General features: G+C 60.9%; 15 protein-coding genes. 7 read left to right on the forward strand and 8 right to left on the reverse strand.

The genetic code is table 11. The features are described 5' to 3' along the window. Positions 1–112 precede the first annotated feature (112 nt). Together ACA064_RS02670 and pgnE are read left to right on the forward strand one after the other, a co-directional pair. Positions 113–997, forward strand: a complete 885-nt coding sequence (locus tag ACA064_RS02670; RefSeq protein ID WP_497672008.1) for a sugar nucleotide-binding protein — start codon at positions 113–115, stop codon at positions 995–997. Next, positions 990–1,919, forward strand: coding sequence for a UDP-N-acetylglucosamine epimerase PgnE (gene pgnE, locus ACA064_RS02675; RefSeq protein WP_497672009.1), 930 nt, complete (start codon positions 990–992; stop codon positions 1,917–1,919). Before ACA064_RS02670 ends, pgnE begins: the two co-directional genes overlap by 8 nt. Positions 1,920–1,980: 61 nt before the next feature. Here pgnE and ACA064_RS02680 read toward each other — a convergent pair whose 3' ends face one another. The 5 genes from ACA064_RS02680 to ACA064_RS02700 all read right to left on the reverse strand — a co-directional run bounded on the left by ACA064_RS02680 (position 1,981) and on the right by ACA064_RS02700 (position 6,080). Then, a complete protein-coding gene (locus ACA064_RS02680; protein ID WP_497672010.1) occupies positions 1,981–2,664 on the reverse strand; it encodes an OmpW/AlkL family protein in 684 nt (227 codons plus the stop codon). Between the two features lie 229 nt (positions 2,665–2,893). Beyond that, positions 2,894–3,412 (reverse strand): DUF3299 domain-containing protein, encoded by a 519-nt coding sequence (locus ACA064_RS02685; RefSeq protein ID WP_497672011.1) that lies wholly within the window; start codon positions 3,410–3,412, stop codon positions 2,894–2,896. Between the two features lie 40 nt (positions 3,413–3,452). Then, positions 3,453–4,718 carry an ABC transporter permease gene (locus ACA064_RS02690; protein ID WP_497672012.1) on the reverse strand — a complete coding sequence of 422 codons (1,266 nt, stop codon included), beginning with the start codon at positions 4,716–4,718 and terminating at the stop codon, positions 3,453–3,455. Position 4,719: 1 nt separating this feature from the next. Then, the gene (locus tag ACA064_RS02695; RefSeq protein ID WP_497672013.1) at positions 4,720–5,430 is read right to left on the reverse strand and encodes an ABC transporter ATP-binding protein; all 711 of its coding nucleotides are present in this window, start codon (positions 5,428–5,430) and stop codon (positions 4,720–4,722) included. 47 nt (positions 5,431–5,477) lie between these two features. Beyond that, entirely contained in the window at positions 5,478–6,080 is a 603-nt protein-coding gene (locus ACA064_RS02700; protein ID WP_497672014.1) for a DUF2796 domain-containing protein, read from the reverse strand. A 133-nt stretch (positions 6,081–6,213) separates the two neighbouring features. Between ACA064_RS02700 and ACA064_RS02705 the strand changes: the two genes are divergently transcribed. Continuing rightward, positions 6,214–6,561, forward strand: a complete 348-nt coding sequence (locus ACA064_RS02705) for a hypothetical protein (protein WP_497672015.1) — start codon at positions 6,214–6,216, stop codon at positions 6,559–6,561. Positions 6,562–6,673: 112 nt separating this feature from the next. Here ACA064_RS02705 and trxA read toward each other — a convergent pair whose 3' ends face one another. The 3 genes from trxA to ACA064_RS02720 form a co-directional block, all read right to left on the reverse strand. Next, a complete protein-coding gene (gene trxA / locus ACA064_RS02710; protein WP_497672016.1) occupies positions 6,674–7,546 on the reverse strand; it encodes a thioredoxin in 873 nt (290 codons plus the stop codon). A 154-nt stretch (positions 7,547–7,700) separates the two neighbouring features. Next, entirely contained in the window at positions 7,701–8,357 is a 657-nt protein-coding gene (locus ACA064_RS02715; RefSeq protein WP_497672017.1) for a class I SAM-dependent methyltransferase, read from the reverse strand. After that, on the reverse strand, positions 8,354–8,815 hold the full coding sequence (locus ACA064_RS02720; RefSeq protein ID WP_150643974.1) for a hypothetical protein: 462 nt from the start codon (positions 8,813–8,815) through the stop codon (positions 8,354–8,356). Before ACA064_RS02720 ends, ACA064_RS02715 begins: the two co-directional genes overlap by 4 nt. Before the next feature lie 128 nt (positions 8,816–8,943). Between ACA064_RS02720 and nrdR the strand changes: the two genes are divergently transcribed. From nrdR to ribBA, 4 genes are read left to right on the forward strand one after another with little or no spacing between them, the layout of a single operon-like run. Beyond that, a complete protein-coding gene (nrdR, locus tag ACA064_RS02725) occupies positions 8,944–9,408 on the forward strand; it encodes a transcriptional regulator NrdR (protein ID WP_191624370.1) in 465 nt (154 codons plus the stop codon). Next, entirely contained in the window at positions 9,405–10,538 is a 1,134-nt protein-coding gene (ribD, locus tag ACA064_RS02730) for a bifunctional diaminohydroxyphosphoribosylaminopyrimidine deaminase/5-amino-6-(5-phosphoribosylamino)uracil reductase RibD (RefSeq protein WP_497672018.1), read from the forward strand. Before nrdR ends, ribD begins: the two co-directional genes overlap by 4 nt. Before the next feature lie 45 nt (positions 10,539–10,583). After that, positions 10,584–11,246: a riboflavin synthase gene (locus ACA064_RS02735; protein WP_497672019.1), complete on the forward strand. Its 663-nt coding sequence runs from the start codon at positions 10,584–10,586 to the stop codon at positions 11,244–11,246. 16 nt (positions 11,247–11,262) lie between these two features. Next, positions 11,263–12,354 (forward strand): bifunctional 3,4-dihydroxy-2-butanone-4-phosphate synthase/GTP cyclohydrolase II, encoded by a 1,092-nt coding sequence (gene ribBA / locus ACA064_RS02740; protein ID WP_150643971.1) that lies wholly within the window; start codon positions 11,263–11,265, stop codon positions 12,352–12,354. Positions 12,355–12,385: the final 31 nt, after the last annotated feature.

The following is a 12,385-nucleotide window of genomic DNA, read 5'->3' on the forward strand; positions in this document are numbered from 1 at the left end:
CGGTTGCGCTGGAAACCCGCAAAATGCAACGATTCTGGTAATTATCAACGGCAAGGCCCCAAGGCTTTGTGATAAAAACCATCGTTCTACACAGACTGGGCCTGCTGACTTTATGCGAATGCGCCTTATGTTACTGGGCGGCGGAAATGCCCTTGGGCAGGCGCTGATTCGCCTCGGTGCGGAGGAAGATATCGGTTTCCTCGCCCCCCGCCCGCCAGAAACCGGCTGGGATGCCGCGAGCCTGACGCAACTGCTCGACGACACCCGGCCGGATGCCTTGATCAACCTTGCGTACTACTTCGACTGGTTTCAGGCGGAGTCGGTACCCGAGGCGCGTCTGGCCGGCCAGGAACGGGCGATCGAACGCCTTGCCGAGCTGTGCAAGCATCACAACATCGTCTTGATGCAACCTTCCAGCTACCGGGTGTTCGATGGTTCGCGAGCCACGGCCTATAGCGAAAAAGACGAGCCGATACCGCTAGGCTCGCGTGGCCAGGCCTTGTGGCGGATGGAGCAGAGTGTCCGTGCGACCTGTCCACAACATGTCTTGTTGCGATTTGGCTGGCTGCTTGATGACAGCTCCGACGGGACCCTCGGGCGTTTCCTCGCGCGTGCCGAACAACCTGAAGCATTACTGATGGCTGATGACCGGCGAGGCAACCCGACGCCGGTGGATGATGCGGCGCGAGTGATTATCTCAGTGCTCAAGCAACTTGATTGCTCGGCACCGCTGTGGGGCACCTACCACTACGCCGGGCAGGAGGCGACCACGCCGCTGGCATTGGGCCAGGCGATCCTGACCGAGGCGCGTCAGCTACACTCGTTAGCGATTGAGTCGCCGACTGCACAAGCCCATGCCGCGCGCCCGGATGCTGCCGAAGAGCCACAGCACGCGGTTTTGGCTTGCAAGAAGATTCTCCACACCTTCGGGATCAAGCCCCGCGCCTGGCGTGCGGCACTCCCGGGCTTACTGGATAGGTTTTATCGCCATGGCTGACGGCCCTGTTTTGATCACCGGCGGTGCCGGGTTTATTGGTTCGCATCTGGTCGACGCCTTGCTCGCCAAGGGGCATTCGGTGCGGATCCTCGATGATTTGTCCACCGGCAAACGCAGCAACCTGGCGCTGGACAACCCTCGGCTCGAACTCCTCGAAGGTGATGTCGCTGACGCCGCGCTGGTGGCGCGGGCCATGCTCGGTTGCCAGGCAGTCGCCCATCTCGCGGCCGTGGCGTCGGTGCAGGCCTCGGTGGATGACCCTGTACGGACTCATCAGAGCAACTTCATTGGCACCCTGAATGTCTGCGAAGCGATGCGTCAGGCCGGGGTCAAGCGTGTGCTGTTCGCCTCGAGTGCAGCGGTCTATGGCAACAATGGCGAGGGTGCGTCGATCGACGAAGACACGCCCAAGGCACCGTTGACACCTTACGCCTCGGACAAACTGGCAAGTGAGTACTACCTGGACTTCTACCGCCGTCAGCACGGGCTGGAGCCAGTGGTGTTCCGTTTCTTCAATATCTTCGGTCCGCGCCAGGATCCGTCATCGCCGTATTCCGGGGTGATCAGCATTTTCAGCGAGCGGGCGCAAAAAGGACTGCCGATCACTGTGTTCGGTGACGGTGAGCAGACTCGCGATTTCGTGTATGTCGAAGACCTGGTGGACGTACTGGTGCAAGCCATTGAAGCGCCGCAGGTGGAAGCGGGCGCGGTCAATGTCGGGTTGAACCAGGCGACCACGCTCAAGCAAATGCTTGCAGCCCTGGCCGAGGTGGTGGGAGAGTTGCCGCCGGTGACCTATGGTCCGGCGCGTTCCGGTGATATCCGTCACTCGCGGGCGAATAACCAACGGCTGCTGCAACGTTTCAAGTTTCCGGAGCAGACACCGATGAGTGTCGGGCTGGCGCGGTTGCTGGGGCGTTGAGGCTTTATTGAAAACATGAAAAAAGCGCCCGGTTGAGGCGCCTTTTTTATTGTCGTTTGAATCAGAACTTGTAACCGATACCTACCATGTAGACCCATGGATCGACATCAACGTCGACCTTGGTGCGGCCGACGCCCAGGGCAGTCGGGCCGTCAACGCTGGCTTCGGTGTCGATATCGACGTACCAGACCGAAGCATTGACCAGCACGTGCTCGGTGAGCAGGTAGTCGAAGCCCAATTGTCCGGAGATCCCCACCGAATCCTTCAGCTTCAGGTTGCTGAAACCTTCGTTTTTACGCTGGCTGGTCAGTTCTTCATCGAAGAACAGGGTGTAGTTGATACCGACACCGACATAGGGCTGGAACTTGGACGAAGCGTCCAGCGGGTAGTACTGCAACGACAAGGTCGGGGGAAGTTGTTTGACGTCGGCAAGCTTGCCGTCCAGCGCCGGGCCAAGGCCTTTGACGCCGACTTCGTGCTGGAACGGTGTGGCCGCCAGCAGTTCGAGACCGACGTGGTCAGTGATCATGTAGGCGAATGTCAGACCCAACTGGGTGTCGCTGGTCAGGGTCGCTTTGGTACCGGCAATTTTCGCACCGTCAAGCTTTAGCTCACCGCTGTTTTCGTTAGGCGCGGTGGTAATCGCACCAGCACGGGCGATGAAGTCACCGGACTGGTAAGCGTGAGCGAGCGGGGCTGCGAGCGCGAGGGCAAACAGGGAAGCGCTAAGCAAAGACTTGTGCATGGAGGCTCCGAAGGACGATTCAAGTTATCTGCGTCCAATGGTAGAGAGCATCAGGAACGAGGCTTTGACTCAGCTCAATGAAACGGTGATGGCCAAAAAAGATCGCAGCCTGCGCCAGCTCCTACGCCGATTGAGTACCACCGCTGACTCATGGGTGTACGCGCACTCTGTAGGAGCTGCCGCAGGCTGCGATCTTGGCGTCATCGCTGGCGACGCGTAACTGACGGTCTTACTCCGGCAATTCGTACATGTAAATCTTCTCGGCATCCATCTGATACCCCGCATCCGCCAGTTCGCTGGTAGAGGCCTTGACCTGCAGCGCTCCTTCGATCCAGTACGGCTGATACAGCTCATCGAGTTTTACCCCGACCTCGCTTTTGACGTGGACGATCTGGTTCGATGGCGGTGGCGGCACGTGAATGCAGGCGCCGAAATACGGTACCAGCAGAAACTCCGTGGTGCGGCCTTCTTCGCTGACTTCCAGCGGTACGATATAGCCAGGCAGTCTGATTTCTTTGCCATCAAGGCTTTTCACCACCGGTGCGTTGGGCATGTCCTGTTTGGCCACCGGGGCAGCCTCGGCGGCCAAGGCGTCGCCGAGCTTTGACAGGTCGTGCAGCGGCGTCATGTTCGGGACTTCCGGTGCGGCATCCGGCGGGATCATCTCCTGCCAAGTCAGGTCGATCGGCTCGGCGGCCCACGACGGCATGGCGACCAGCAATAACAGCGCAAGCAGGGCGCGTGACATGACGTGCTTCCTCATAAACAAAGAGCCATAAAACGGATGCTCATAAACGAATGGACAGGCCATCGGCCAACGATTGTCGATAGGCGCGCCAGGCCGGCACGCTGCCCATCAGCAACGCGGCGAGCAGGATACCGCCAAGCAGCGTCCACTCATATTCGCTCGGCCAGGCCAAAGGCAGGTACAAACCGTAAGTCGCCTGCACATAACCTTGCGCCACGGCGATGCTCAGGTAAAGCAGGCCGAGCCCGACAATCACCCCGGACAGCGCCAGGGCGAAGGCCTCCAGTACCAACAATGTTGCGATGTGCCACGGCCGGGCGCCGACCGAACGCAGGATCGCCATCTCTCGACGACGTTCGTTGAGACTGGTGAGAATCGCCGTGAGCATGCCGATCAATCCGGTCAGCACCACGAACAAGGAAATCACAAACAGGGCTTTTTCAGCCGTGCCCATCAGGCTCCAGAGCTCCTGCAGGGCCACGCCCGGGAGGATCGCCAGCAGCGGCTCGCCACGGAATTCATTGATCTCGCGCTGCACGGCAAAGGTCGAAATTTTGCTGTTGAGGCCGAGCATGAATGCGGTAATGGCTTGCGGCGTCAGGTCCATGTTGCGTGCTTGATCGGCGCTGATGCGACCATTACCCCGGGCCGGCGCGCCGTTCTGCCAGTCGATGTGGATGGCTTCCATGCCGCCGAGGCTGATGTGCAGCGTGCGGTCCACCGGAGTGCCGGTGCGTTTGAGAATGCCGACCACGGTGAACGGCTTGTCGTCATGCTTGACCAGGCTGATCACCGCCACGCCGTGGGCCAGCACCAGTTTGTCACCGAGTTTGTAATGCAACGCATCAGCCACCTCGGCACCGAGTACCACTTCGAAGGGGTCGCTGGCGAAGGCGCGGCCGCTGGCCAGTTGCAGGCTTTGTTGACGACCGTATTGGTAATGCTGGAAGTAGGCGTCGGTGGTGCCCATCACCCGGTAACCACGATGGGAGTCGCCGAGGGACATCGGGATCGCCCACTTCACCTTCGGGTTGTTGGCGAACTGTTCGAAGCTGTCCCAACGGATATTGTTGGTGGCGTTGCCGATACGGAACACCGAGTACAGCAGCAGATTGACCGAGCCGGAACGGGCGCCGACGATCAGGTCAGTGCCGCTGATAGTGCTGGCGAAACTGGCGCGGGCTTCGGTGCGCACACGTTCGACCGCCAGCAACAAGCACACTGACAAGGCGATGGCGAACGCAGTGAGGATCGCGGTGAAGCGGCGATTAGCCAGGCTGGCCATGGCTAGACGAAACAAATACATCTCAAACCTCTGCAGGCGTGGCGGCGCGATTGAGTTCGGCCAGCGACAGATTGCGATCGAACAACGGCGCCAGGCTTTGATCATGGCTGACGAACAGCAGGCTGGCCCCGGCCTCGCGGCATTCGGCGAACAACAAACGGATAAACGCCTCGCGAGCGTCATAGTCCAGGGCTGAAGTCGGCTCGTCGGCGATCACCAGTTCCGGCTGGCCGATCAGCGCCCGGGCCGCGGCAACCCGTTGTTGCTGGCCGATGGACAACGAATCCGCACGTCGGCCGAGCAGTGCCGGATCTTTCAGACCCAGGTGGGCGAGCAGCGTGGCGGCGGCCTGATCGACACTGCCATGGCGCTGGATCGCGCGGCTGGTGCGCAGTTTCGAAAAATGGCAGGGCAGCTCGACGTTCTCGCGCACCGAGAGAAACGGCAGCAGGTTGAACTGCTGGAAGATATAGCCGGTGTGATCGACCCGAAAGTGGTCGCGGGCACCGGCCGAGAGTTCGGTCAGTTCCTGGCCAAGCAGGCGAATGCTGCCGCGATCGGGCTTCTGCACCCCGCCGAGCAGGCCGAGCAGGGTGGTCTTGCCGCTACCGCTGGGCCCTTTGAGGAACAGCGTTTCACCGGGTTCCAGGCGAAACGCCGGGATGTCCAGCAATTGCGGATGTCCTGGCCAACTGAAGCCCAGGTCGGACAGTTCGATAAGTGCTTGGGTCATGTGAAACCGGTCAGGATGAAAGTGAACCCATCAGGATTGGGGTGGAATCAGAATTTCAGTGCCGCAGCCTTCGCTGTTACTTCAACTCCTTGCTGCCCGCCTGGGCTGATCAGTTGTACCTGAATTTTCTGGGTCGCCGGGAAGGTATTGAAGATGTTCGCCAGGTCCAGGGTCTTCAGCGCACCTGGTTCCGCACAGGTGAATTGGTAATGAGCGTGGATTTCGCTGTGGTCATGGTGATGCTCATGGCCGTCGGAGCCCTTGGCATCTTCGTCGTGGTCGTCATCGGCATCCGGCTTGCCACCGAACAACGGGCTTTCCAGTTTCTGACTGGCTAAAACGCACCCGGCGGCTTTCGGCAGGTTGAACAGCACCAGGGGTTTTTCCAGTTGCGCACGGGTGGTGGCGACCTTGGCCTTATCGGCATCCGAAGTGGCCACATGTTCGAAGCCCACCAGATTCATCGCCGGGCTTTCCAGTTCCAGTTCCAGGGTCTGACCGTCCAGCGCTGCATTCAATCGACCGACGCCATGTTCGTGGGCGCCGAGGCTGCCATGTTCATGCTCGTGATCATGGTCATGGACCTCGGCGGCATGGGCGACAACCAGCGGCAACAGGGCAAACGGCAAGGCGAGAAGCAGACGGCGCATGGCAAGTCTCCGGGATGGAAGATGAAGATTTTGTTATGTGATCTTATAACAGTATCGGCGAGAGTTTGACCGCCTACTTGGCGTTATGCAAGGCGCATGGGAGCATGCTCATCAGAAACTTGAGGGAAAACCTATGTTGCGGATTCGTGGAAATATCGGCGAATGGCCGGTGGACTTGACCCTGGAGCTCGATGAAGGGGATTGGGCGCAGCTGGGTGCGCAGTTGCAGGCGGCCAAGCCTGAGAGTGCTCTGCCTGCGGCCAGACCGGCGAATCAGGACGAAGCCCTGTTGCAGACCGCCAAGGACCTGCTGCGCAAGGCCGGGCAAATGAGCGGGCCGGACCTGCTTGAGCAGATGGAGGCCCTGACCGGCAGTGCAGCGGCCGGCAAACGCTTGCTGGTGCGCTTGCGCCATAGCGCCGAGGTCAAGGTGGTGAGCGGCGGGGATACGCCGATTTACAGCTGGCGCGAGCCAACGTAGGAGCTGCCGCAGGCTGCGATCTTTTGATCTTGTTTTTGCGGCGGTTGAATCGCCTGAAGATCAAAAGATCGCAGGCTACGCCAGCTCCTACGCCGTCCGCGTGTAAATCCGCTCAATACAACGCGGCGAACAGCTTGCGGCGGTACGTGGTCACCAGAGGGTGATCGTTGCCCAGCAGGTCGAACACTTGCAGCAAGGTCTTGTGCGGCAGGCCTTCGTTGTAGCTGCGATTGCGGATGAACAGCTTGAGCAACCCGTCCAGCGCCGCGTCGTACTGCTGACGAGCCAGTTGCTGGATAGCGAGTTGGTAGACCGCTTCATCGTCCAGCGGGTTTTGCGCCAGCCGGGTTTTCAGGTCGGCGACATCCGGCAAGTCAGCGGCTTGGCCGAGAAATTTCAGCTGCGCCTTGGCCCCGGCCAGCGCGGCTTTGTGTTCGTCGCCCTGGACTGAGTCGAGCACGGTCTGTGCTTCGCTCAGCTCGCCCCGTTCGGCCAGGCAGCGGGCGTAGAGAATCAGTGCCTTGGCGTTGCTGTTGTCTTCGCTCAATAGGGTTTTCAGTGCCGCTTCGGCGTCAGCGAAACGACCTTCGCTGAACAGTGCCTGTGCCTGCTCGAAGGGATCGGCAGCCACTGGCGGCGGCATCTGTACATGGGGCTCGAGCAGTGCCCGGACCGCGGACTCCGGTTGCGCACCGGCAAAGCCGTCGACCGGTTGGCCATCCTTGAACAGCACCACGGTCGGCAGGCTGCGAATGCCGAAGCGGGCAACGATGTCCGGCTCGGCGTCGCAATTGACCTTGGCCAGCAGCAACTCGCCCTGATAGCTCTCGGCGATCTGCTGCAGCATCGGCATCAGCGCCTTGCATGGCGCGCACCATTCGGCCCAGAAATCCACCAGCACCGGTTTGTGGAAAGAGCTCTCGATCACCGACTGGTCGAAATCGGCAGTGCTGGCGTCGAAGATATACGGCGTGTCCTGACTCATGGGGGATCTCTTGGGAGCGTGAATTCGCTCACTATAAAGGTTGGCGCAAAAGATCGCAGCCTACGGCAGCTCCTACGGATCGGGTTTACACGCAGATACCGAAAAAGATCGCGGTCGGCGTAGGAGCTGCCGCAGGCTGCGATCTTTTGCGGTTTCAGCCACGCCGCGCGTGGTACAGGCTCACATGCCGAAACTCTTGCGGCTCGGCCAGATCCGGCAAGGTCATGGCTTCGAGCATTTCCAGTCGCTGATACAGCGGATGTCGGAAATCCCGAACTCGCGAATCTGCTACCAATGCCTCCCGCCCACGACTCAAGAACTCATCGAGCAATGGCAGGTTGGCGCGGTCGTAGAGCACGTCAGCCACTAGAATCAGATCAAAACGATCCGCCTCGGCGAAAAAGTCCGCCGAATAGCTCAGTTGCACATTGTTGAGCTCGGCATTCGCCCGACAGGCGGCAATGGCCAGGGGATCAAGATCGCAGGCCACCACCTCCAGCGCACCGGCCCTGGCCGCAGCAATGCCGGCAACCCCGGAACCGGCGCCGAAATCCAGCACCCGTTTACCTTCGACCCACTGCGGACGTTCGGCGAGATAACGGGCCAACGCCAGGCCGCTGGCCCAGCAGAAACTCCAGTAGGGCGGTTCATGCAGGATTCGCCGGGTTTCGTCCGGGGTGAAGGCGCGATCCATGTTTTCGGCATCGATTAGCCAGAGCCGAAGCTCGGTCTCTGGCAACGGACAGGAAACAAGTTTCGCGTCACCGAGCAATTCGCCCAGCGCCCGTTGCAGGTCGAGCGGTGCATTCATGGCGCTTTGACAAATTGCAGCTGACCCAGGGCCTGGGTGGTCGGTTGGCTGATACGTTGCGTTGGCAGGTGCAGAATCAGCTGCCCGGACTGGCTGGCGCGCCCCCGCAATTCGACGCGAGCACCGACCGGGAAGGATTCCGGATTGAAACGCAGACGAAACGCCAGCACCTGGTTGTTGCCGATCAGGCTGGAGCTGGCGAGCAATTGTTGTGGTCGGCCGCGTTCGTCGATCACCAGCAGCGCGAGTTCGACTTCAGCGTCGGCCGGCACCCCTTGCAGGCTGCCGCTCAATTCCCGTTGATAGGCTGGCAGCGGACCGAGATCCGCCGACGCCCGGGCTTTTTTCTGCGCCTGCTCTGGCGCGGGCCCCGGTACCGGTGGCGCAGGTTTGGGTGCGCTGCTGCACGCGACCAGCAGGCTGAAAAGGCTGAGCAAAACGAGCGGTCGTAGCGGCATGTGTAGCTCCAGCAAGGCTAAGTTCCGTGTGCATACATAGTAGCCAGTCTATATACCGTAAAGCCTATGGCTTGTCTTGCCAGTGGGATGCGCTACCATGGCCCTCCCTTTTTTTGTTGCCTGCCACCATGCACTGTCCCTTCTGCGGTGCCAACGACACCAAGGTCATCGACTCGCGTCTGGTCGCCGAGGGCGAACAGGTGCGCCGCCGGCGTGAATGCCTGGCCTGCGGTGAGCGTTTCACCACCTTCGAAACCGCCGAACTGGTGTTGCCGCGCCTGATCAAAACCGACGGCAGCCGTCAGCCGTTCGACGAAGAAAAACTGCGTGCCGGTATGCAACGCGCCCTGGAAAAACGTCCAGTAAGCGTCGAGCGCCTGGAGTCGTCGCTGGTGCACATCAAACACAAACTGCGAGCCACGGGCGAGCGCGAGGTCAAATCCCTGGTTGTCGGTGAACTGGTGATGGCTGAGCTGCAAAAGCTCGATGAAGTCGCCTATATCCGCTTCGCTTCGGTGTATCGACGCTTCCAGGACCTCAACGAGTTCCGCGAAGAGATCGACCGCCTCGCCCGTGAGCCCGCCAAAGAATGACTATTTCCTCAGAACAGGCCGTTCTCGACGCCCACTACATGGCGCGAGCCCTGGAACTGGCGCGCAAAGGCCTTTACACCACCCACCCGAATCCGCGGGTCGGTTGCGTGATCGTGCGTGACGGGCAGATCGTCGGTGAAGGCTGGCATGTGCGCACCGGCGAACCACACGCCGAAGTCCACGCCTTGCGCGCTGCCGGGGTAAACGCCCGGGGTGCTACCGTCTATGTGACGCTCGAGCCTTGCAGCCATCACGGCCGTACGCCGCCGTGTTCCGATGCGCTGGTGAATGCCGGCGTGGCGCGGGTTGTCGCGGCCATGCAGGACCCCAACCCTCAGGTTGCCGGCCGGGGCATGCAGCGTCTGGCTCGGGCCGGCATCGCGATCCACAGCGGCGTGCTCGAAGGCGAAGCTCGGGCGATCAATCAGGGTTTCCTCAAACGCATGGAACACGGCCTGCCCTTTGTGCGGGTCAAGCTGGCCATGAGCCTGGACGGTCGTACGGCCATGGCCAGCGGTGAAAGCCAATGGATCACCGGCCCCGCCGCGCGTTCTGCGGTGCAGCGTCTGCGAGCCCGGGCCAGTGTGGTTCTGACCGGCGCCGACACGGTGTTGGCGGACGGTGCCCGGTTGACGGTGCGTGCTGCTGAACTGGGGCTGGATACCGAGCAAACCGCGCTGGCACTGAGCCGGCCGCCCTTGCGCGTGCTGATCGACGGCCGCTTGCGGGTACCCCTCGACGCGCCGTTTTTCAAGGCCGGACCGGCGCTGGTTGCCACCTGTGTCGCGGTGGAAGAGCAGTACGCCAATGGCCCCGAGTGCCTGATCGTGCCCGGTGACGATGGCCAGGTTGACCTGCGCAAGCTGCTGATCGCACTGGCGGCCCGTGGCGTCAACGATGTGTTGGTGGAAGCAGGCCCGCGTCTGGCGGGGGCTTTCGCTCATCAGGGGCTGGTGGACGAATATCAAATCTTCATCGCCGGCAAGTTTCTCGGATCATCGGCACGTCCATTGCTGGATTGGCCGCTGGAGCTGATGAGCGAGGCGCCACAGTTGAAAATCATTGAAATGCGCGCGGTTGGCGATGATTGGCGAGTCACAGCGATTCCTGTGCCATCAGCAGGCGTATAATTCCCGGCTTTCGCTAAGCGACGGTCCGTTCTCGAGGAGGACTCCATGTTTACCGGCATCATCGAATCCATCGGCAGTATCCGTGCATTGACCCCGAAAGGCGGAGATGTACGGGTATACGTAGAAACCGGCAAGCTCGATCTGAGCGACGTCAAACTGGGTGACAGCATTGCGGTAAACGGCGTCTGCCTGACCGCGGTCGAGCTGCCAGGCAATGGCTTTGCGGCAGACGTCAGTCGCGAAACCCTCGACTGCACCGCGATGAATGACTTGAAAAGCGGCAGCCCGGTGAACCTGGAAAAAGCCCTGACACCGACTACTCGCCTCGGCGGGCATCTGGTCAGCGGTCACGTCGATGGCGTGGGTGAAGTGGTTGCCCGTACCGAAAACGCTCGCGCCGTGGAATTTCGCATCCGTGCTCCGAAAGACCTGGCCAAGTACATTGCCCATAAAGGCTCGATCACCGTCGACGGCACCAGCCTGACCGTGAACGCGGTCGATGGCGCCGAGTTCTTGCTGACGATCATTCCCCACACCCTGAGCGAAACGATCATGGCGTCTTACCAGCCAGGTCGCCGGGTGAACCTCGAAGTCGACTTGCTGGCACGTTATCTGGAACGCCTGCTACTCGGCGACAAGGCCGCAGAGCCCAGCGCTGGTAACATTACCGAAAGCTTTCTGGCCGCCAACGGCTACCTCAAATCCTGACCCAAGGGGGTGCCGCGTGGCGCTCAATAGCATCGAAGAACTGGTCGAAGACATCCGCCAAGGCAAGATGGTCATCCTCATGGATGACGAAGACCGCGAGAACGAAGGCGATCTGATCATGGCCGCCGAGTGCTGCCTGCCCGAGCACATCAACTTCATGGCCAAGCACGCCCGCGGCCTGATCTGCATGCCAATGAGCCGCGAGCGCTGCGAACTGCTCAAGCTGCCATTGATGGCTCCGCGCAACGGTTCCGGCTTCGGCACCAAGTTCACCGTCTCTATTGAAGCCGCTGAAGGCGTGACCACCGGCATCTCCGCAGCCGACCGTGCGCGCACCGTTCAAGCCGCTGCCGCGAAAGACGCCAAGGCCGAAGATATCGTCAGCCCCGGCCACATCTTCCCGCTGATGGCCCAGGCCGGCGGCACCCTTGCTCGCGCCGGTCACACCGAAGCCGCCTGCGATCTGGCGCGGATGGCCGGTTTCGAGCCGAGCGGGGTGATCTGCGAAGTGATGAACGACGATGGCACGATGTCCCGTCGCACCGAGCTGGAAGCCTTTGCCGCCGAACACAACATCAAGATCGGCACCATCGCCGACCTGATTCATTACCGGATGATCCACGAACGTACCGTTCAGCGGATTGCCGAGCAGCCATTGGACAGCGAACTGGGCCAGTTCAACCTGGTGACCTATCGTGATTCAGTGGAAGGCGACGTGCACATGGCGCTGACCCTGGGCACCATTTGCGCCGATGAGCCGACCCTGGTTCGTGTGCACAACATGGACCCGCTGCGTGACCTGCTGATGGTCAAACAGCCCGGCCGCTGGAGCCTGCGGGCCGCCATGAGCGCAGTGGCCGAAGCCGGCAGCGGTGTGGTGCTATTGCTCGGCCACCCGCTCGATGGTGACGTGGTACTGGCGCATATCCGCGAAACCGCGGAACACATTCCGGCAAAAAAACCGACCACCTACAGCATCGTCGGTGCCGGTTCGCAGATCCTGCGTGACCTCGGAGTGCGCAAAATGCGCCTGATGAGCGCGCCGATGAAATTTAATGCGATATCCGGTTTCGATCTGGAAGTTGTAGAATACGTGCCCTCCGAATAAAGACCGGCTGTTCCGGCCTTTGATTCGCGGT

Source organism: Pseudomonas sp. LBUM1658 (assembly GCF_059716055.1).

What these genes read in the sequence shown, in the direction of transcription:
- ACA064_RS02700 (WP_497672014.1), bottom strand. Translation starts at nt 6,080, where the DNA reads ATGCGCCGTCTGCTTCTCGCCTTGCCGTTTGCCCTGTTGCCGCTGGTT.
- ACA064_RS02720 (WP_150643974.1), bottom strand. Translation starts at nt 8,815, where the DNA reads ATGCCGCTACGACCGCTCGTTTTGCTCAGCCTTTTCAGCCTGCTGGTC.
- trxA (WP_497672016.1), bottom strand. Translation starts at nt 7,546, where the DNA reads ATGAGTCAGGACACGCCGTATATCTTCGACGCCAGCACTGCCGATTTC.
- pgnE (WP_497672009.1), top strand. Translation starts at nt 990, where the DNA reads ATGGCTGACGGCCCTGTTTTGATCACCGGCGGTGCCGGGTTTATTGGT.
- ACA064_RS02680 (WP_497672010.1), bottom strand. Translation starts at nt 2,664, where the DNA reads ATGCACAAGTCTTTGCTTAGCGCTTCCCTGTTTGCCCTCGCGCTCGCA.
- ACA064_RS02695 (WP_497672013.1), bottom strand. Translation starts at nt 5,430, where the DNA reads ATGACCCAAGCACTTATCGAACTGTCCGACCTGGGCTTCAGTTGGCCA.
- ACA064_RS02735 (WP_497672019.1), top strand. Translation starts at nt 10,584, where the DNA reads ATGTTTACCGGCATCATCGAATCCATCGGCAGTATCCGTGCATTGACC.
- ACA064_RS02705 (WP_497672015.1), top strand. Translation starts at nt 6,214, where the DNA reads ATGTTGCGGATTCGTGGAAATATCGGCGAATGGCCGGTGGACTTGACC.
- ACA064_RS02690 (WP_497672012.1), bottom strand. Translation starts at nt 4,718, where the DNA reads ATGTATTTGTTTCGTCTAGCCATGGCCAGCCTGGCTAATCGCCGCTTC.
- ACA064_RS02685 (WP_497672011.1), bottom strand. Translation starts at nt 3,412, where the DNA reads ATGTCACGCGCCCTGCTTGCGCTGTTATTGCTGGTCGCCATGCCGTCG.
- nrdR (WP_191624370.1), top strand. Translation starts at nt 8,944, where the DNA reads ATGCACTGTCCCTTCTGCGGTGCCAACGACACCAAGGTCATCGACTCG.
- ribD (WP_497672018.1), top strand. Translation starts at nt 9,405, where the DNA reads ATGACTATTTCCTCAGAACAGGCCGTTCTCGACGCCCACTACATGGCG.
- ACA064_RS02715 (WP_497672017.1), bottom strand. Translation starts at nt 8,357, where the DNA reads ATGAATGCACCGCTCGACCTGCAACGGGCGCTGGGCGAATTGCTCGGT.
- ACA064_RS02670 (WP_497672008.1), top strand. Translation starts at nt 113, where the DNA reads ATGCGAATGCGCCTTATGTTACTGGGCGGCGGAAATGCCCTTGGGCAG.